Source organism: Clostridium tyrobutyricum DSM 2637 = ATCC 25755 = JCM 11008 (genome assembly GCF_000359585.1).
GTDB lineage: Bacteria > Bacillota > Clostridia > Clostridiales > Clostridiaceae > Clostridium_B > Clostridium_B tyrobutyricum.
This window is the reverse complement of record NZ_APMH01000012.1, coordinates 80,492-100,445: the sequence shown is the minus strand read 5'-3', so window position 1 is coordinate 100,445 and position 19,954 is coordinate 80,492. Positions and strand designations below refer to the sequence as shown.

Here is a 19,954-nt window from a genome sequence, read left to right as displayed (position 1 = left end):
TGAATGTTATAACCACATTATACAAGGAGGTATATTTATAGTAGCACATGCATGGATGCCATTGGTTATATTATTTGTACTTCATATCGTTGGGATAATTATAGCAGGAAGAGAATACAAAAACAGGACAGGCCATATACTTGGTGTTATAGGTAATGCATTGGGATGGATACCTGTATTGGGATGGATATTTCATTTAGCTATAGGGATAATACTATTAGTTGAGGGATTGAGTAACAGATAATTAGGTTGTTGTGATGAATATAAACCAAAATATGTTGTGAAAATCATACAATAAATTCTATTTCAAAATGCAGTATATTATGACAATCTTTCTTTATAATAAGAAAGTATGAATTGTGTACTGCATTGAATTGTTATAGAGATTTTAAAGCAGATAAAATCGTAGAAAGGGCAAAATATAAATAAAAGGATTATTATGAAAATATGGAGAATATTCTGGATACATTTCGGACTAGTATACCTATAATAGCAATTTTAGCAAGTGCGTGGATGTTTACTCAAACTAACTTCCATAATATCATGTTTGGACTTGGGGGAATAATACTTTTTAACATCTCAACTTATTTTTGCATAGTTTAATATTAGTGAAAGTTAGTTCAGTGAAACTTATTAAACTTTATAAATATTATTAAATTAAGTTGAGAGGGGATAATTTATGAAAAAGCTTAGTGATGTGGAAACAGGTAAATTTGTAAGAGTGGATAGTATAAGATCTAAAGGACTGCTGAGAGAAAGAATGCTTGCAATAGGACTTACAAATGGTTCTGAAGTAGAAGTGGTACGCAGAGGTCCATCTGGGGACCCTACTGTATATAACATTAGAGGAGCAATGATTGCACTAAGGGAAGATGAGGCCTGTCTAATAAATGTATCAATGTTTTCAGGGGGAAGATAATGGGGCTTACTTATCGATCAACTGGATTTGATGCTTTAACTGAAATGTATTCAGTAGATAAAAAGGACAAGCAACATGTTTTTGCACTGGCTGGGAATCCCAATACTGGCAAGAGTACTGTTTTTAATGCTTTAACTGGATTAAAACAACATACTGGAAATTGGCCAGGAAAGACAGTAACTAATGCAAGGGGAGAGTTTAGTATAGATGGTACACATCATATACTGGTAGATTTGCCTGGTACCTATTCTCTCTTTTCTTCATCTGTAGAAGAAGAAATAGCTCGGGATTTTATTTGTTTTGGAAACTCCGATGCAGTTATTGTTGTTACTGATGCTACATGTCTTGAGAGAAATTTGAATTTAGTATATCAAGTTATGGAACTGACTGACAAGGTTATTTTATGTGTAAATCTTATAGATGAAGCAAATAGAAAGAAAATTACAATATATAGAGATAAACTTGAAAAGGAACTTGGCATTCCTGTAGTGTTTACAGCAGCTAGAAATGGAATAGGAATAGATAAATTAAAAAATACGATAAGTAGAGTAATATCTGGAGAAATTAAGCCATGTCCACAAAAAGTTGTTTACCAGGATTATATAGAAAAAATGGTCAATGAACTTCAGCCTATAGTAAGTGAAAAAATAGAAAAGCTGGATCCAAGGTGGATTTCACTTAGATTACTGGATGGGGACAGTGGCATTACAGATACAATACTTAATAAGATTGAGAAACAAGGTCTACAAATACTTATAAATTCAGCAGACATGATTAAATCCAATTATACAAAAAAACAGATAAGAGAGGATATTACCTTCAAAATATATGAAAAAGCGGAACAAGTTAAGGATAAATGTATATATATTGGTAAAAGTAAAGTTAATAGAGATAGAGTAATTGACGACTATATAACATCACGGGTTTTTGGAATTCCAATTATGATAGGTATACTTGCAGTTGTATTATGGATAACTATTTCAGGTGCAAATGTGCCTTCTGACATGTTGTCAAATGTACTATTTAAATTTCAGGATGTGCTCACGGCTTGGTGCACGCAATTAGGTGTCCCAAAATGGTTCTACGGACTTTTTGTACTTGGACTTTACAGAACCATGGCATGGGTGATTTCTGTAATGCTGCCTCCTATGGCTATATTTTTTCCATTATTTACATTACTTGAAGATCTGGGGTATTTACCAAGAGTTGCATTAAACCTTGACCATTTGTTCAAAAAAGCTTGTGCTCATGGAAAGCAGTGCCTCAGTATGTGCATGGGTCTTGGATGTAATTCCGCAGGTGTTATTGGATGTAGAATTATTGAATCACCGAGGGAAAGACTAATAGCTATATTGACAAACAATTTTATGCCATGTAATGGAAGATTTCCTACACTGATTGCCATTTCTTCAGTATTTTTAATTGCAGGATCAAAATCAGGTGCTGCAAATCTTCTGCCTGCACTTTCTGTAACGGGAATAGTAGTTCTTGGGGTTGTCATAACGTTATTAGTTTCCCATTTATTATCCAAGACAATTCTAAAAGGGTATCCATCAAGTTTTACTCTTGAGCTTCCACCATATAGAAGACCTCAGATAGCTAGAGTAATATATACATCCATTATTGACAGGACAATATTTGTACTTGCAAGGGCAGTTGTTGTTGCAGCCCCTGCAGGTGTAATTACATGGATACTTGCCAATACTTATATTGGTAACTTAAGTATTATAGGACACGCTGCAGCTTTTCTTCAACCTTTTGCAAATCTACTTGGACTTGATGGATATATACTTATGGCATTTATACTTGGAATACCGGCAAATGAAATAGTGCTGCCGATTCTCATTATGTCGTATCTTTCCATAGGTTCTATGACTGATTTTCAAAGTATAGATTCTCTTAGACGGATACTTGTTTCCCATGGCTGGACATATCTCACTGCATTGAATGTACTATTGTTTTGTCTACTGCACTGGCCTTGTGCTACAACACTTTTGACAATAAAAAAGGAAACTGGAAGTATCAAATGGATGGCACTATCTGCTGCACTTCCTACGTGTATAGCAATTATAGTATGCTTTATAACTACGTCATTTGCCAAGCTTACGGGACTGTATTAAAATTAAAAATAACTTCAGGTAATAATTAATTTATCTGAGGTTATTTTTTATTTACTATTTAAAAAATATAGATTAGCTTGTAAATAAAAATCAATGTATTGATATATTGTCAGTTTGCATTTATAATAATATTGTAAACTAAAATTCAACAAATAGTTGACAAATATATTTAATGTAGGGAGATAAAGTTATGAATGAATTATGGAATGATATATTAAAAATAGGACAGAGTATTCTTCAGGGTGGAAATATTACATATGAGGATGCCTTGATGCTTGGGGATGCAAATGACAGCGATACAATTTTACTGTGCAGCTTTGCAAACAAGATAAGAGAAAAATACAATGGAAACAATGTGGATTTATGTTCAGTTATAAATGCAAAGTCAGGAAATTGTTCTGAAGACTGTGCATTTTGTGCACAATCATCACGTCATCATACGACGGCAAAATGTTATCCTATGATAGATGAAGATGAAATTGTAGAAACTGCAATCAGACGTGAAAAGGCAGGGGCAAAGCACTGTGATATATGTACAAGTGGTCTGGGATATACGGGGCAGGAAAAGAATTTTAAAATCATAATAAATGCATTCAAGAGAATGAAAAAAGAAACAAACCTTAAATTATGTGCATGCCTTGGTACTCTTACCATGGATGCAGCTGAGCAGCTTAAATATGCAGGAGTTGAAAGATATAATCACAACCTTGAAACTGCAAGAAGTTTTTTCACAAATATTGTATCCACCCATGGTTATGACGAAAGAATTCAAACTATAAGATATGCAAAAAAAGTAGGTATGGAAGTATGCTCGGGTATGATAATAGGCATGGGAGAAAGTATGGACCAGCGTATTGAACATGGATTCTTATTAAAAGAGTTTGATGTAGATGCAGTTCCAATAAATATACTGAACCCTGTAAAGGGAACAAGGCTTGAAGGTTTAAAGCCCCTTAGCCCTATGGAGATAATTAAGACATTTGCAATAATGAGATTTATTATGCCGGATAAAAATTTGAGGTTTGCGGGAGGAAGAGAGAAAAATCTAAAGAGTTTACAGTCCCTTGGCTTTATATCAGGTATAAATGGAATGTTGATAGGTGATTATCTCACTACAGATGGGCAGGGAGTAAATAAAGATTTTGACATGCTTAAAGATCTTAATCTGCAGTATTGATATAAATGAATTAATCAAACTATTTGAAAATTTGTATTGACATAATTAAAAGAATATGATAATTTATATTTACAATAGATTTGATAATAAATGAGTCGTATAACCGGCGGAAGTGGATATAACCACAGGGAGTACGATTTTTAAAAGCCGACCGCCTGGGCAAACAAAAAGTCCAGACAGTCGGTCTTTTTGTTTAAAATATTATAAATTGTAGTTGAATTGTGTTACTTGTACAAATAAAACTACACAATTTTAGTATAACTTTCATAATGCTATGCAAAATAGTAAAAATATTTTTAAAAGGAGAAATATTATGAAAAACCAATGGAATAATTTTAGTGATGGTGCATGGACAGAAAATATTGATGTGAGAAATTTTATACAGAAAAACTACAAGCCTTATGGTGGTGATGAAAGCTTTTTAACATCTCCTACTCTTAAAACTAAAAACATATGGGAAAAATCGGAAAAACTGATTTTACAAGAAATTAAAAAAGGCGGAGTTTTAGATGTAGATACTAAAACAGTATCTGGTGTTGACAACTTTAAACCTGGATATATAGATAAAGAAAATGAGGTAGTATTCGGGCTTCAAACTGATGCTCCACTTAAGAGAATGGTCAATCCTTTCGGGGGAATAAGAATGGCTCAAGAGGCACTTGAAGACTATGGATATAAAGTAGATGATGAAATGCATGATATATTTACAAAATATAGAAAGACACATAATGAAGCTGTATTTGATGCATACACGGAAGAAATGAAAGCGGCAAGACATGTTGGATTATTAACTGGACTTCCTGATGCCTATGGCAGGGGAAGAATAATAGGTGATTTTAGAAGAATAGCTCTATACGGTATAGATTATTTAATAGAAATGAAGAAAAGTGATTTAAAGGCCTTAAAAGGTGATATGGATGAAACTTTAATAAGAAGGAGAGAAGAAGTAGCAGAGCAGGTCAAGGCACTTAAAAAGATAAAGAACATGGCATCACGTTATGGAATAGATATATCAGATCCTGCGGCGAATGCAAAAGAAGCTGTACAGTTTACTTATTTTGGATATCTTGCAGGAATAAAGGAGAATAATGGTGCAGCAATGTCACTTGGAAGAGTTTCAACGTTTTTGGATATCTATATAGACAGGGATTTAAAAGCGGGAATAATAAGTGAGCAGGGTGCACAGGAGCTAATAGACCAGTTTGTAATTAAACTAAGGCTTGAAAGACATCTTAGAACACCTGAATACAATGAACTATTTGCAGGAGATCCTAATTGGGTTACTGAATCCATAGGTGGTATGGGAATCGACGGCAGGACATTGGTTACTAAAAATTCTTATAGATTTTTAAATACACTTATAAATCTGGGGCCTGCTCCAGAACCAAATATGACTGTATTATGGTCTGAAAATCTTCCAGAACCATTTAAAAAGTACTGCAGCAGAATATCTATAGAAACAGATGCAGTTCAGTATGAAAATGATGATGTGATGAGACCTATATATGGAGATGACTATGCTATAGCATGCTGTGTATCAGCTATGGCAGTAGGAAAACAGATGCAGTTTTTCGGAGCCAGGTGCAATCTTGCTAAGTCTCTTCTCTATGCTATAAATGGAGGAGTTGACGAGAAAAAATTCCAAAAAATAGTACCGCATATAGATAAAATGGATGATGAAATACTTGACTATGACAAAGTTAAAAAGAGTTATTTTAAAGTTATGGAATATGTAGCAAAACTTTATGTTAATACCCTTAACTTGATTCACTATATGCATGACAAATATGCTTATGAAGCTGCACTTATGGCACTCCATGACACAGAAGTTCATAGATTTCTTGCTTGCGGTATAGCAGGACTTTCTGTTGCAGCAGATTCATTAAGTGCAATAAAATATGCCAGTGTAAAACCAATAAGAAATGAACAGGGTATTGCTGTAGACTTTGAAGTTGAAGGAGATTTTCCTAAATACGGTAATGATGATGACAGGGTAGATGACATAGCAGTTGAAATTGTAAATAAATTTATAAGTGAACTTAGAAAGACAGAAGCATACAGAAATGCGGAACATACTTTGTCGGCTCTTACTATAACTTCCAATGTAATGTATGGTAAAAAGACTGGAACTACACCGGATGGAAGAAAATCTGGAGAACCACTTGCTCCAGGAGCCAACCCAATGCATGGAAGAGATAAAGAAGGGGCACTTGCATCTTTGAATTCTGTAGCCAAAATACCATATAGATCCGTATGTCAGGATGGTGTTTCAAATACATTCTCAATTGTTCCTGATGCTCTTGGAAAAGATGAGAACAACAGGGTTGACAATCTTGTTTCAATCCTAGATGGATATTTTTCAAAAGGTGCACATCATCTGAATGTAAATGTAATGAACAGGAAAACACTTTTAGATGCAGTAGACAATCCAGAGAAGTACCCTACACTGACTATAAGAGTTTCAGGATATGCGGTTCACTTTGTAAAGCTGAATAGGGAACAACAGATGGAAGTAATACACAGAACTTTCCATGAGAGGGTTTAGTTTATGGGCAGGATTCATTCTATAGAAACCATGGGACTGGTTGATGGACCTGGAATAAGGGTAGTTGTATTTTTCCAGGGCTGCAGACTTAGGTGTGCTTTTTGTCATAATCCTGATACATGGAAACTGGATGCCGGAGAGGACATTAGTGCAGAGCAGCTTCTTGAAAAAGTTGAAAGATACAGAGTCTATTTTGAAAAGTCAGGAGGGGGAGTTACCTGTTCTGGAGGTGACCCTCTAATGCAGCCTGAATTCTTAATTGAATTTTTAAAACTATGCAGGGAAAATGGAATAAATACCATAGTTGATACATCTGGGTTTGGAAAAGGAAATTATAAGGAAATTTTAAAATATACGGATCTTGTAATGCTTGATATAAAACATATTGATGATGCTGGATATAAAGAACTTACAGGTGGAAATATTCAGGAGTTTTATGATTTCCTAAAGGAAGTTAATAATTCAAATGCAAAATTGTGGATAAGGCACGTAATGGTTCCAGGTGTAACTGACAATTATGAATGCATGGATAAAATAGTCCATATAATAGAAAACTCTGTTAAATCAAATAAACTGGAGAAATTTGAAATTTTACCATATCATACTATGGGAGTAAACAAATATGAAAAATTAGGTGTGGAATACAGGTTTAAAGGTGTCAAGCCAATGGATAAGAAAAGAGCCCTGGAATTTCAAAAATATGTTGTAGAAAAAATCAATAAAAATAAAAGTATCACAATTTAAACAACTTTAATAGTATGTTAGAGGACAGATATTTTTAATCTGTCGATTAATCCTTTGTTTTTATATTACATAAAAACAAAGGAGGTGATAATTTGAAAGTATCAATTCCAGTTGACTTGAAACAATGTGTATATTTAGGACATGGTCATAGTGGAAAAGTTTATTTAATGCCGGATGGCAAAATTATAAAAATATTTAAAAGCTCACACAGCTGTAAAGCTGAATTTGATATATTAAAATCAGTAGAAGGAAGCCCATATTTCCCAAGAGTATACAAGCTTGGAACACATTATATAATCAGGGAATATGTAGGTGGAACCAATGTTTATGATTATATAAAAAAACATGGGATAAAAAGATCTTTTGTTATAAATATAGCAGATTTATTTGACCATATGAAAATGCTTGGATTTAAAAAATTGGAAATTAGATTTCCACATCTATTTGTACAAAAAGATGGTACATTGATGTTGATAGATCCAAGGAAAAGTTATGAAGAAGATATTCCATACCCAAAAGCATTTCTAAGAAAGCTGAAAAGTATGGGTCTTCTTGAAAAATTCATGAAAATACTAAAAAAAGAAAGACCAGATTTACACTGGGATTATAAATAAAAATAAACCTGCATAATCCAATAATTATGCAGGTTTTGCTTAATTGGAACCATATCTTTTAACAGTATCAATTCCTATGGAAGCCTGATAGGAACTTCTAACATAAGGACCGGATGCTGCAAATTTGAATCCTTTTTTTAATGCTATAGTCTTATATTTCTTAAAAATTTCCGGAGTTATATATTCTTTGACAGGCAGATGCCGTTTGGACGGCCTTAGGTATTGACCTATAGTGAGAATATCACAATTCACTTTTATAAGATCATCCATAACTTCAACAACCTGTTCTTCACTTTCCCCCAGTCCCACCATTATACCGCATTTAGTGTATATGCTGTTATCCATGGATTTTACTTGATGTAGAAGTTCAATTGATCTCTTGTATACTGCCATTGGCCTTACTTTGCTGTAAAGACACGAAACAGTTTCAATATTGTGGTTTATTATATCAGGTTTGCATTCAACTATTTTTTTTAGTGCACTCCAGTTTCCCTTTAAATCCGGTATTAAGAGTTCTACAGTTGAATTTGGATTGTATTTTCGAAGCTGTTTTACAGTTTTAACAAAATGCTCTGCACCTCCATCTTCCAAATCATCTCTTGTAACTGAGGTTACAACTATGTGCCTAAGACCTAATTTTTTACTTGCCAGTGCTACATTTTCAGGTTCATTTTCATCCAGGGCAGAGGGTATTCCTTTGGTAACAGCACAAAATCTGCAATTTCTTGTACATGTTCCTCCCATAATCATGAAAGTTGCAGTTCCACTCTTGAAGCATTTACCTATATTAGGGCATATGGCACTTTCGCAGACAGTATGAAGAGAAAGATTTTGAAATATTTTTTCCATTTTATCAAGTACATCAGAGTCAGGAGCTTTCATTTTCAACCACTCAGGCCTTGTATTCAATGTACTCACTTCCCTTCCAATCTTTTATTGTGCTTTTATCAATCAGCTCTGTACTGAAAACATCTTTAAAACTTTCTTTAATATTTGATACAATTCCATTATAGTCTGGATTACGTATGAAATCCTCCAGAGAACATATACCGAATTCACTTATACCGCAGGGAGTTATCAATTTGAAATGATCTTTATTTACACATATATTGAGGGCAAAGCCGTGCTTTGTTATCCACTTTCTTATTCCTACACCTATTGCTGCAATTTTTTGATTCCCTACCCATACTCCAGTATATTTTGGCTTTATTCCAGCTTTTACTCCATAATATCTTACTGTATTCATAACTACTGTTTCCAGCTGCCTCAAATACCAGTGAGCATCTTTCTGAAACTTGCCAAGATTCAATATGGGGTAGGCAACAAGTTGCCCTGGACCGTGATAGGTAATATTCCCACCTCTTGAAGATTTATATAGTTCAATTCCAAATCTATTTAAAGCTTTCCTAGAAACAAGTAAATTATCAATTCCACCACTTTTACCAATTGTAATTACTGGTTTGTGCTGAAGCAGTAATAAAATTCCATCCATATTATTTTGTACTACGAATTTAAAGGCTCTATTCTGTAATTCCAAACCATCTTTGTAGCCTATTAAATTTTTAAATTCTGTTACATAACATGTCCTCATATAAACACCTTCTTTACTTATTTAAAACAAGCATAAATCACGCCAATATCAAAACATTTACATAAAGAGGATTATACATATGCAAGATTAAATCAAAGTGCAATTATGGGAAAAAATAATACCAAAATGGGAAATTTTATTATTAATTCCCATTTTGATATTATTTCTAAAATCTATTTAAGACAATTTTGAGGCATGATATTTTCCATGTATTTAATAAGTTTATTTCTTAATTTATCTTTTTTTAATGCATAGTGTATATTTGCCTGTAAAAATCCGAATTTATCTCCTGCATCAAATCTCTGACCTTCAAAGGAATATGCATGTATTTCCTCATGCTTTGACAATTCCCTCAGTGCATCTGTCAATTGTATTTCACCACTTTTGTCAGGTTTGGTGTTTTCTATTATATTAAATATCTCCGGTGTAATTATATATCGTCCAAGAATAGCTATATTAGAAGGAGCTTTTTCAATACTTGGTTTTTCTATAAGGTCTTCAATTTTGTATACCCTGTCTTCAATTTTACTGCCGCTTATGATCCCATACTTGGATACAGCATCTTTTTCTACGTGCTGTACTCCAAGTATAGAAGAATTGTACTTGTCATGGCATTTCATAAGTTGTTTTAAGCAGGGAGTTGTGGAGTCTACTATGTCATCTCCAAGCATAACAGCAAAGGGACTCTTATCTATAAAACTTTTGGCAAGACCTATGGCATGTCCTAGACCTTTAGGCTCTTTTTGTCTTATATAGTATATATCAGCCATGTTTGAAATATCTCTGACAATTTTTAAAAGATCATTTTTGCCCTTGTTTTTTAATTCATTTTCCAATTCCATGGATTTGTCGAAATGATCCTCAATAGATCTTTTATTTCTACCGGTTATTATCAATATTTCTTCAATTCCAGAAGCAACAGCTTCCTCAACTATATACTGAATGGTTGGTTTATCCACAATCGGAAGCATTTCCTTAGGTTGCGATTTTGTAGCAGGTAAAAATCTCGTTCCCAGTCCTGCAGCCGGAATTATAGCTTTTTTTATACTCATAATTATTCAATCCTTTCTAGGTTTAATAATTTATTTTTTTTGGTTATATCAATCAATATTTTTATCAGATATATAAACAATATTATATTCAAAAGTGAAATACCATCAGACAGCATACTATGGGAATTTGAGTTCATAATACCTGATTTTCCAAACAGAATATAATAGATATTCCCATAGATTGTAATACTGTATCCTAGAAACAATACAAAGAATCGTTTATCTTTTAAATATACATAGCTTAAAATTGCCAGTACCAAAGCAGGAAATAAATATCTTTCATGCATGCCTGTTGAAAATGTGAAGACTCCTGAAATTTGAACTAGAGCTGCAGCAAATGCAAATTCTCTATTTTTATTTTTAATGTATATATACAGTGATAACAAAGTTATAGCTGTGATTGCAATAATTCCCCATGTGCCATAACTGAAAATGAAGAATGTATTTGAACTTTGTTCATAATTTGCCCCTATAAGACTATAGAAATTAAAACCATTCACAGATGCATATGGATACTCAGATATGGTTTTTGAATACAGTTTGAAGATCCATAGTATGCTTTGTCCGCTGGAAAATGGTAATATGACAACTACAGCAGCTGCAATAGCGGAAATTAAGCACTTTATAAATAATCCTATGTTCCGTCTTCTTATGATCTCGAAAAGTAAAACAGGTAAAAATATTATCCCTTGAGGTTTCATAAGTACTGATAGGGTGAATATCACAGACGAAAAAACAGCTTTTCCTTCACATATTAAAAATACTGAAATTACTATTAGTAGTGCAAAGAAAGAATCTACCTGTCCCCATAGAGTTGAATCTATAAAAACTGCCGGATTGAATATATAAAATACACTTAATAATAAGCCTGATTCCACGGAAATGTATTTTTTGGCCAATCTATATATTAAATAAGCTGTTCCTATATCGGCTATTATGGATGGAAGTTTTAAAAGTATGGAGTAATATAAACTCAATCCACTTATACTTGTAAGTTTGCCTATTAAAAACAATATATATATGTATAGAGGAGGATAGTCACTTGAATTGGCACTTGAATAAAAATTTGCAAAATTCTTAGCTGCACTTGATGCCCAGTTATTGAACAGCATCATGTCTCCACTGTAACCTTCCATTACTGTTGAAAGAGATATTCTTATCAATGCTCCTATGCATAGCAGTAGAGCAATTGATAATTTCTTATTTGTAAGACTGAAGTTCAATTTCTTATTGATAAATAATCGATACATTATTATAAAGAGTATTAAAAATAATACAAAATACAGAGTAAGGACCGGTGCATATTTATTATTTGTATTTCCAAAACCTCTATTCATGTTTCTTTGTGTACCATTATGCAGCTGTGTATTATTATGTTGTTGAGGACTCTTAGTTGGAAAGCTGGTATTTTTATTTGAAAAATTTGATCTATGCCCCTTTGCTCTCATATTATTTTTATCCTGGTTGGCAGGCATATTTTGATTAACTGCCATTTTGTTTGTATTTGTACTGGATTTGTAATTGGATATACTGTATATGCAAGTGAATAAAGATATCAGTAGTATTAAAATTAATCCTATTTGAACAATATGTTCTTTGAAAAATGCCTTTCGCATATTTTGTGCTCCTTCCATTAATTGAGTATAGATATATTTTCACTAAAGAAACTTAAAATATCCTTAAAAAGTTCTGTAAATTTTGTTAATATAATTTTAACTACACTGATGATGCATTATGGTATATTAAATATAAATACAGCATTATATTTAAATAGATTTATTATCTATGGTATATAATATATATTGGAGAGAAGTGATAATATAAATGAATATAGATGGCAAAAACATAATATTAACTGGTGCATCTTCTGGAATAGGGAGGGAACTGCTTGAAAAACTTCAACGATATGATGTCAGGATAATAGCAGTAGCTAGAAATGTGGATACAATAGATAGCTATGGAGAAAAGGTAATCCCATTTTCCTGTGATATATCAAAAAGTGAAAAAGTAGATGAGTTATTTGAATTTGCACTTCACAAACTTGGAAAAGTTGATATTTTTATAGCCAATGCAGGCTTTGCATATTGTGAAGAAATAATAGAGCCGGACTGGGAGCATAACAAGAGAATATACGACACGGATGTATTGTCCCCAATATATTCTGCACAGAAGATGAAAGCAATTAATGGCAAGAAAGAATATTTTATGGTAATAACCTGTTCAGCCGTACATAATGTGGCGTTGCCTGGTTATACACTGTATTGTTCAGCTAAATCAGCTATTCATCAATTTGCAAGGACCTACAGGTATGAGATGAAAAATAGAGGAAAACTTGCACTGGCTTATCCTGTAGCTACCAACACTAAATTTTTTAGAAAGGCTGGAGGGAAAAACGCACCAATGCCATGGCCTGTACAGTCTCCTTCAAAAGTTGCAGATAAGATAATAAAAGGCATAGAAAAGGATAAGGATTCCATATATCCATCTGTTTTTTATAGTATTTCTGAAGTGCTAAATAGAATATTTCCTCTTGTTTATTGCATATACGAAAATATACAGGCAGATAAATTTGAAAAGTGGCTGAAAAACAGTAGATGAGATTAACATAATTTTGCATAAAAACTATAACAACTGACATAATATCAGTTGTTATAGGGAAATCAGCAGCTACTTTATAAATTCAATTAGACCTTTTCCAAGCTTGGAAATACGAGCAAGTGAGTATACATCATAGCCTTTGTCATCTAATAATTTACGTCCTGGCTGGAATGATTTTTCTATAACTATACCTATTCCAGCTACTTTTGCTCCAATTTCTTCTACAAGTCTGCAAGCTCCAGATGCAGCTTCGCCATTTGCAAGGAAATCATCTACAATTAATATGTTGTCTTTAGATGTTATGTATTTTTTTGATAAAGTCAGAGTATAATCTATCTCTTTTGTAAATGAATGTATAGTTGTTTGATAAAAGTCATCATTTAAAATCTTTGATGTATTTTTCTTCAATGTAACCATAGGTATGTTCATCTGAAGTGCAGTCATAACTGCAGGAGCTATTCCAGAACTTTCAATAGTAAATACCTTTGTAATATTTTTATCTTTAAAATAATTTTTAAAATTAGTTCCTATATCATACATCAAATTTGGATCTACCTGATGATTTAAAAATGAGTCCACTTTTAAAATATTTTCATCTATTGCATGTCCATATTTTAAAATTTTATTACGTAATGTTTCCAAGACTAAAAGCACCTACCTCAATTTTTATAATAATTTAATAGTTAATCGACAAAATACGAGTTATTATATATCAAAAGTATAACATTTTTTATTATAAAGGTATAGAATAAATTTTGCACAAAAACAAAACCGGATGAATACACCCGGTTTTGTTTTTAAAACTGTTAATAACATAAAAAGCTATCTATCTGTTTTAGATCCATTCCAAAATATGCCCATCTGCCTCTATACCACCTGTAACCTGATATGGAGTTTCTCCCTATATTAATCAACCATGCCCAGAATCCAGGGCCTCTTTTTGGCCAAATATACACATATTTGAATCTACATGGTTTTAGAGAAGAACCATCTATTGATTTAGCTTGTTGACCAGGCCCCCCCTGCTTGGGTGGACGCTTTGCGGGTGCTTTGGATGGAGGAGGCCCAGGAGGCATGCCGGAACCTGATATTCCACCTTGAGGTGGCCGCCCTGTGGGCCTGCCATAAATTCCACCGGGCTGTCTTGGCATAAATACGGGCACTGGAATAAACTGAATATAAGGTACAGTATATTCCGGTTCATATTTGTCATATCTAAAATCGTACATTTCATAACTCCTATTCCTTGCTTCTATTTATTAATATGTAAGTTTTATATGTATAGTTACAATAAAATTTAAGTTTCCCATAAAACAATATTTAAAATATTTAAGTATTAGTATACAATATTAGTATATAAATTAGTTTGTTTTTGAATACAATTTGGAGGTGTAGAATTATGAGTAAAAGTTTTCATGAAGCATTGGAAAGCAGACGTAGTATATATGCTATAGGAAAGGAAAAAGTAGTTTCTCATGATAAAATACTGAAATTGGTCAACAGGGCGGTAAAAAATTCTCCTTCAGCATTTAATTCTCAAAGCTCCAGGGTGGTTGTACTTTTGGATGAATATCACGATAAATTATGGGATATTACAAAAGCTGAGCTTAAAAAGATAGTTCCTGCAGAAAGTTTTTCTGGAACAGAAGAAAAGATAAATTCTTTTAAAAATGGATATGGAACTATCTTATATTTTGAAGATCAGGATGTTGTAAAAAATCTTCAGAAGCAATTTGCAACATACAAGAACAATTTCCCTATCTGGTCCCAGCAGGCTTCAGGAATTCTTCAATATATAATATGGACTTCCCTTGAAGTTGAAGGGCTTGGAGCTTCAGTACAGCATTATAATCCTCTAATAGACAATGAAGTAAGAAAAACATATGACATACCTGAAGATTGGCAACTTATTGCACAGATGCCTTTTGGAAATATAATTTCTCCAGCGGACAAAAAGGATTTTTTACCACTGGAAGATAGGATAAAAGTGTTCAAATAAAATATGAGTGTATTACAAGGTGCTTTCTAGCATTAGAGAGTGCCTTTTTTAATTTAGTGTGTTAAAATATATTTAAATATATTTATAATACTTTAGGAGGCATTTTATGCATAACGTAAACTTTCGGACCAGTTTTGAAGTAGAAAATGCAAAATTGGCACTAAATTCAATTTCTATTTATAGAAATTTGCTTAAGGACAAGGTAATAGGCAGTTTGTATGTACTTCTTGACTATGTAACTGGAGAAAAGGTGGATTTGGATAATACAGCTGATTTGTACAATGATTTCTTTTTTAAGCTGGCACAGAGCGGATCAAATTCCCTGGAAAATTATATAGTAAATAAAATTGTATTTGATGAAAATCCTTTTTCAATCAAACAACAGTTCAACAAACCATATGAAGGACAAAAGGACATAGAAAATGCTGTAAAAAATGATCTTAAGAACCTTCAAATAGTAGCTAGATTTAAAGGCAGGATTATAAAAGATGGACTTTCAAAATCTCTTGAAGACAGCAATTATAAATTTGTCGTCAATGCATTTCCAGAATGGGATACAGAGAAAACTCTAAAGTCTGATGAGGTTGTTGAATACATAAAGGCAATAAAGGAAAAATTTTACAACAGCGATAACTGGGACAAATGTGTTGATGACCTTAAGAATTTCCACGGAAACTATGGATGTGGAGAATTTGCCAAATATAGAGCTTTTGCTTGGGATCATATTGATGGAAAGGGACAGTTTAAGGGCATAAGCAATCCGGATCCAATCCAACTTTCACAATTGATAGGTTACAAAGATGAAAGATCCGTAGTTATAGAAAATACCCTTCAGTTTTTAAAGGGATTTAGTTCCAACAATGTACTGCTTCATGGGGACAGGGGTACAGGTAAATCATCAACAGTAAAAGCCATACTTAACAAGTACTATGCAGAGGGACTTAGAATGATAGAACTTCCTAAAGCTTATATTGTAGATTTCCCAGAGATAATAAGGAATCTTAAAAATAGATCTCAAAAATTTATAGTATTTATAGACGATCTTGTATTTGGAGATAATGAAGAGAGTTATACTACGCTTAAGTCAGTACTTGAAGGTGGTCTTGAAAGCAGATCAAGTAATATCCTGATATATGCTACCTCAAATAGAAGACATCTTGTAAAAGAATACTTTAGTGACAGGGAACAAGATAGTGATGAATTGCATGTATCAGATAGTAAACAGGAGAAACTTTCTCTTGCAGACAGATTTGGTATAAATGTACTATTTTCATCTCCTGACAAAAAGGAGTATCTTGAAATTGTAGATGGACTTGCAAATAGAAGAAAAATAGATATAGATAAAGAGATACTACATAGAGAGGCCAATAAATGGGAAATGTGGTATAATGGAAGATCTGCAAGGACTGCAGTACAGTTTATTGACTGGCTTGAGGGACACAAGCTTGTTGGCGATGAACTCACATTAGATAAAGAATAGAAAAGGGGAGTATTTTATGATATCTGATATTATGAAAGATTATGTATCCAAAAGTTCTATAATAAGAGCCATGTTTGAAGAGGGAAAGAAAATGGCTTCCATATATGGAGAAGAAAACGTATTTGATTATAGTCTTGGAAATCCAAATGTAGAACCGCCTGAAAATATAAAAAATTCAATAGTGGAAATATTAAACAGTGAATCTCCTAATTTAGTTCATGGATATATGAGTAATTCCGGTTATGATGACGTAAGGACTAAAATTGCACAGAATATAAATCAAAAGTACAGTCTTAAATTGACAGAACATAATCTTATAATGGCCTGTGGAGCTGCAGGAGGACTAAATATTATTTTAAAGACACTTTTGAATCCAGGTGATGAGGTTGTTACATTTGCACCATTTTTTGGGGAATATGAAAACTATGCACACAATTTCAATGGGAAACTTGTAGTTGTACCTTCAAATACAGATACTTTTGAACCTGATTTAAATCAGTTGGAAGCCAAGATAAACAGCAAGACAAAGGCAGTAATAATAAATTCTCCTAATAATCCTACAGGAATTGTATATTCAGAAAAACTTATTAAAAATTTATCTGAGCTTCTTGATAAAAAACAGCATGAATTTAATACCAGCATATATTTGATTTCAGATGAACCTTACAGAGAGATAGTATATGATGGAGTAAAAGTTCCATATATTCTAAATTACTATAGAAATTCAATTGTTGGATATTCCTATAGTAAATCACTTTCACTTCCAGGCGAGAGAATAGGATATGTAGTATGCAGCAGTGAAGCAGATGATTTTGACAATATAATGCAGGCTCTTAATGTGGCAAATAGAATATTGGGATTTGTAAATGCACCTTCATTGTTTCAAAGGGTAATTGCAAAATGTCTTGATGCAGAAGTAGATGTGAATATATATAAGAAAAACAGGGATCTTTTATATGGACATCTTACTAAAATAGGTTTTTCATGTGTTAAGCCACAGGGAGCTTTTTACTTGTTTCCAAAATCTTTAATTCAAGACGATGTGGAATTTGCAAAAGAAGCCAAGAAATTTAATCTCCTCATAGTTCCAGGATCTGCATTTAAATGCCCAGGTCATTTTAGATTGTCCTATTGTATTTCCTATGATAAAATAGAGAAATCATTGGAAAGCTTTGACAAATTGGCAAGGAAGTTTATTTAACAAAATAACTGCAATTAGAAATAGTACTCATTTTAAGGGTACTATTTTTTTATATTTAAATGAAGTATTTTTAATACCTCAATCGTTATATTATATGTAGAGACAAAAAGGTGGTGGTGGTTATTCAACAACAGCAGTTTACAAATTACATAAAACAATATGAACGATTAATCATTACTATTTGTATGTCATTTACCAAAAATTATTTTGAATCTGAAGATTTGGCACAACAGACATTCTTAGCTGCATATAAAAATTATAAAAAATTTGATGGGAAAAATTTCAAAGCATGGATTACCACAATTGCAGTTAACAAATGCAAAGACTATATAAAAAGTCATGCAAGAAAAACAGAAAGATTGTCACATGAAGAATGTCAATTGTTGGAGAGCAGGGATAGTTCTACAGAGGACATAGTTTTACAAAAGCATGACAAAGAGAGAATATATAATTTATTTCAAAAATTAAAAGAGCCCTATAAAACTGTAGCTATAAACTATTTTTATAAAGATATTAAACTGTCCGATATGGCTAAAAGTACAGGACGAAAATTAAAGACACTGCAAACACAGTTGTATAGATCCAAAAAATTGCTCAAAGCTTTATGGGAGGAGGAATTTAAGTGAGAATTGTATTGTTTGATGAAAATGGTCACTTGACTAAAAATGCACTGGAAGAATTTAAAAAAGGAAATTTGCAGGATACTGAACTGATAAAAATATCAGAACATGTTTCCCAATGTGAAAAATGTGCAGATGCAATGGCCGATAGTTTTACCGATACCGAACTTGCGGAAGCTCCTCTTGGTTTTGAAGAGGAAGTAAAAAACAGGATATCAGACAAGAAAAAAGTCAACATTCAGTTTGTCTTATACTCAATCAGAGTTTCAATTGCTGCATGTATAGCTCTTGTCTTTGTGTTCTCCAATACACTGAATGTTATTGCAAATACAAAAGTAAAAACAGTTGATATAGTTTCACCTAATTTAAGTATTGTAAACTCAATAAATAAAAGTCTAGATGATTTTTCACAAAAAATAATTAGTATGGAGGTTTTTAATAGTGAAAACAAAGAAAAGTAAATTTGCAACGATCATATTTTCATTTTTACCTGGAGCAGGTCATATGTTTATGGGATTTATGAAGATGGGAATATCATTTATGTCAGCATTCTTTTTTATAATATTTCTATCAACATGGCTTAAAATAGGTCCGCTTCTATTTGTTTTGCCCCTTATATGGTTTTATTCTTTCTTTGATTGTATAAACAAGAGATATATGCCAGATGAGGAATTTCAAAAATTGGAGGACAAATACCTTTTCTCAATTGACAACTTTACAAAATTTGATAAAGACATGTTTAAAAAGAGAAGATTGGTTATAGGAATATTGGTTATACTTCTTGGAATATATTTAATATGGAATAATGTTAGCAATATGCTATATGGATATATTGACAGTAAAATATATAATATTATAAATAATTTGGCACAAATTGCTCCTCAGATAATTATAGGTGTCATAATAATAATTGTAGGTATTAAGCTTATTGCAGGTAAGAAAAGGGAGGATAAGATGAATGATTAAAGGACGTACAGTTGGTACTCTTACTGCAGGAATAGTACTTGTCATTTATGGAATATTGTTTTTGTCCCATTTGGTATTTCCAGGCATTAAATATTCTATAATAATGTCACTTTGGCCAATTATATTTATACTTCTTGGAATAGAGATTATCGTCTCATATGTGGTAAATAGTAAAGAAAAAATGAAATATGATATAGCAGCAATAATTCTTATAATTATTCTTTTATTTTTTGCAATGGGAATGGGTGCTGCAGAAGTTATAATCAATAATTATCATCAGTTTGTAAATACATTTTAATAAAAAACTATATTCCATAATGAATTATTC

At 32.4% G+C, this 19,954-nt stretch carries 21 protein-coding genes and 1 riboswitch; of the genes, 15 read left to right on the top strand and 6 right to left on the bottom strand.

All coding sequences use genetic code 11. The annotated features are described in order from the left end of the window. From J418_RS0107270 to J418_RS0107240, 7 genes are all read left to right on the top strand, one after another. A partial coding sequence (locus J418_RS0107270) for a hypothetical protein (protein ID WP_017895255.1) occupies positions 1-244 on the top strand: 244 nt, incomplete at its 5' end. A 435-nt stretch (positions 245-679) separates the two neighbouring features. Further along, on the top strand, positions 680-919 hold the full coding sequence (locus J418_RS0107265) for a FeoA family protein (RefSeq protein WP_017752580.1): 240 nt from the start codon (positions 680-682) through the stop codon (positions 917-919). Beyond that, on the top strand, positions 919-3,039 hold the full coding sequence (feoB, locus tag J418_RS0107260; RefSeq protein ID WP_017895254.1) for a ferrous iron transport protein B: 2,121 nt from the start codon (positions 919-921) through the stop codon (positions 3,037-3,039). Before J418_RS0107265 ends, feoB begins: the two co-directional genes overlap by 1 nt. A 190-nt stretch (positions 3,040-3,229) precedes the next feature. Continuing rightward, on the top strand, positions 3,230-4,216 hold the full coding sequence (gene bioB, locus J418_RS0107255; protein ID WP_017895253.1) for a biotin synthase BioB: 987 nt from the start codon (positions 3,230-3,232) through the stop codon (positions 4,214-4,216). 89 nt (positions 4,217-4,305) lie between these two features. Then, positions 4,306-4,384: riboswitch (ZMP/ZTP riboswitch) on the top strand. 145 nt (positions 4,385-4,529) lie between these two features. Beyond that, positions 4,530-6,761, top strand: a complete 2,232-nt coding sequence (pflB, locus tag J418_RS0107250) for a formate C-acetyltransferase (protein ID WP_017895252.1) — start codon at positions 4,530-4,532, stop codon at positions 6,759-6,761. A gap of 3 nt (positions 6,762-6,764) precedes the next feature. Next, positions 6,765-7,505 (top strand): pyruvate formate-lyase-activating protein, encoded by a 741-nt coding sequence (gene pflA / locus J418_RS0107245; protein WP_017895251.1) that lies wholly within the window; start codon positions 6,765-6,767, stop codon positions 7,503-7,505. A 92-nt stretch (positions 7,506-7,597) separates the two neighbouring features. Then, positions 7,598-8,119 carry a protein kinase family protein gene (locus J418_RS0107240; RefSeq protein ID WP_017895250.1) on the top strand — a complete coding sequence of 174 codons (522 nt, stop codon included), beginning with the start codon at positions 7,598-7,600 and terminating at the stop codon, positions 8,117-8,119. Positions 8,120-8,158: 39 nt separating this feature from the next. Here the strand turns inward: J418_RS0107240 and lipA are convergent, their stop codons facing one another. The 4 genes from lipA to J418_RS0107220 all read right to left on the bottom strand — a co-directional run bounded on the left by lipA (position 8,159) and on the right by J418_RS0107220 (position 12,378). Next, a complete protein-coding gene (gene lipA, locus J418_RS0107235) occupies positions 8,159-9,028 on the bottom strand; it encodes a lipoyl synthase (RefSeq protein ID WP_017895249.1) in 870 nt (289 codons plus the stop codon). Further along, on the bottom strand, positions 9,012-9,710 hold the full coding sequence (lipB, locus tag J418_RS0107230) for a lipoyl(octanoyl) transferase LipB (protein WP_017895248.1): 699 nt from the start codon (positions 9,708-9,710) through the stop codon (positions 9,012-9,014). Before lipB ends, lipA begins: the two co-directional genes overlap by 17 nt. Before the next feature lie 173 nt (positions 9,711-9,883). Next, positions 9,884-10,762, bottom strand: a complete 879-nt coding sequence (galU, locus tag J418_RS0107225) for a UTP--glucose-1-phosphate uridylyltransferase GalU (RefSeq protein ID WP_017895247.1) — start codon at positions 10,760-10,762, stop codon at positions 9,884-9,886. Between the two features lie 2 nt (positions 10,763-10,764). Then, positions 10,765-12,378: a glycosyltransferase 87 family protein gene (locus J418_RS0107220; RefSeq protein WP_017895246.1), complete on the bottom strand. Its 1,614-nt coding sequence runs from the start codon at positions 12,376-12,378 to the stop codon at positions 10,765-10,767. Between the two features lie 208 nt (positions 12,379-12,586). Here J418_RS0107220 and J418_RS0107215 point away from each other — a divergent pair, with 208 nt between their 5' ends. Continuing rightward, the gene (locus tag J418_RS0107215) at positions 12,587-13,360 is read left to right on the top strand and encodes an SDR family NAD(P)-dependent oxidoreductase (protein ID WP_017895245.1); all 774 of its coding nucleotides are present in this window, start codon (positions 12,587-12,589) and stop codon (positions 13,358-13,360) included. Between the two features lie 69 nt (positions 13,361-13,429). Here the strand turns inward: J418_RS0107215 and J418_RS0107210 are convergent, their stop codons facing one another. Together J418_RS0107210 and J418_RS0107205 are read right to left on the bottom strand one after the other, a co-directional pair. Further along, positions 13,430-14,002, bottom strand: a complete 573-nt coding sequence (locus tag J418_RS0107210; RefSeq protein WP_017752591.1) for a xanthine phosphoribosyltransferase — start codon at positions 14,000-14,002, stop codon at positions 13,430-13,432. Between the two features lie 164 nt (positions 14,003-14,166). Beyond that, positions 14,167-14,589 carry a hypothetical protein gene (locus tag J418_RS0107205; RefSeq protein ID WP_017752592.1) on the bottom strand — a complete coding sequence of 141 codons (423 nt, stop codon included), beginning with the start codon at positions 14,587-14,589 and terminating at the stop codon, positions 14,167-14,169. A 170-nt stretch (positions 14,590-14,759) separates the two neighbouring features. Here J418_RS0107205 and J418_RS0107200 point away from each other — a divergent pair, with 170 nt between their 5' ends. From J418_RS0107200 to J418_RS0107170, 7 genes are all read left to right on the top strand, one after another. Next, positions 14,760-15,359: a nitroreductase family protein gene (locus tag J418_RS0107200; protein WP_017752593.1), complete on the top strand. Its 600-nt coding sequence runs from the start codon at positions 14,760-14,762 to the stop codon at positions 15,357-15,359. A 106-nt stretch (positions 15,360-15,465) separates the two neighbouring features. Then, positions 15,466-16,839 (top strand): ATP-binding protein, encoded by a 1,374-nt coding sequence (locus J418_RS0107195; protein ID WP_017752594.1) that lies wholly within the window; start codon positions 15,466-15,468, stop codon positions 16,837-16,839. 16 nt (positions 16,840-16,855) lie between these two features. Beyond that, positions 16,856-18,040 (top strand): pyridoxal phosphate-dependent aminotransferase, encoded by a 1,185-nt coding sequence (locus J418_RS0107190; RefSeq protein ID WP_017752595.1) that lies wholly within the window; start codon positions 16,856-16,858, stop codon positions 18,038-18,040. Between the two features lie 113 nt (positions 18,041-18,153). Next, positions 18,154-18,666: an RNA polymerase sigma factor gene (locus J418_RS0107185; protein WP_026093952.1), complete on the top strand. Its 513-nt coding sequence runs from the start codon at positions 18,154-18,156 to the stop codon at positions 18,664-18,666. Continuing rightward, positions 18,663-19,121: a hypothetical protein gene (locus J418_RS0107180; protein WP_017752597.1), complete on the top strand. Its 459-nt coding sequence runs from the start codon at positions 18,663-18,665 to the stop codon at positions 19,119-19,121. Before J418_RS0107185 ends, J418_RS0107180 begins: the two co-directional genes overlap by 4 nt. Then, entirely contained in the window at positions 19,102-19,626 is a 525-nt protein-coding gene (locus J418_RS0107175; protein ID WP_017752598.1) for a hypothetical protein, read from the top strand. Before J418_RS0107180 ends, J418_RS0107175 begins: the two co-directional genes overlap by 20 nt. Then, entirely contained in the window at positions 19,619-19,924 is a 306-nt protein-coding gene (locus J418_RS0107170) for a LiaI-LiaF-like domain-containing protein (RefSeq protein WP_017752599.1), read from the top strand. The genes J418_RS0107175 and J418_RS0107170 overlap by 8 nt, the downstream gene beginning before the upstream one ends. The last annotated feature ends 30 nt before the right edge of the window (positions 19,925-19,954 follow it).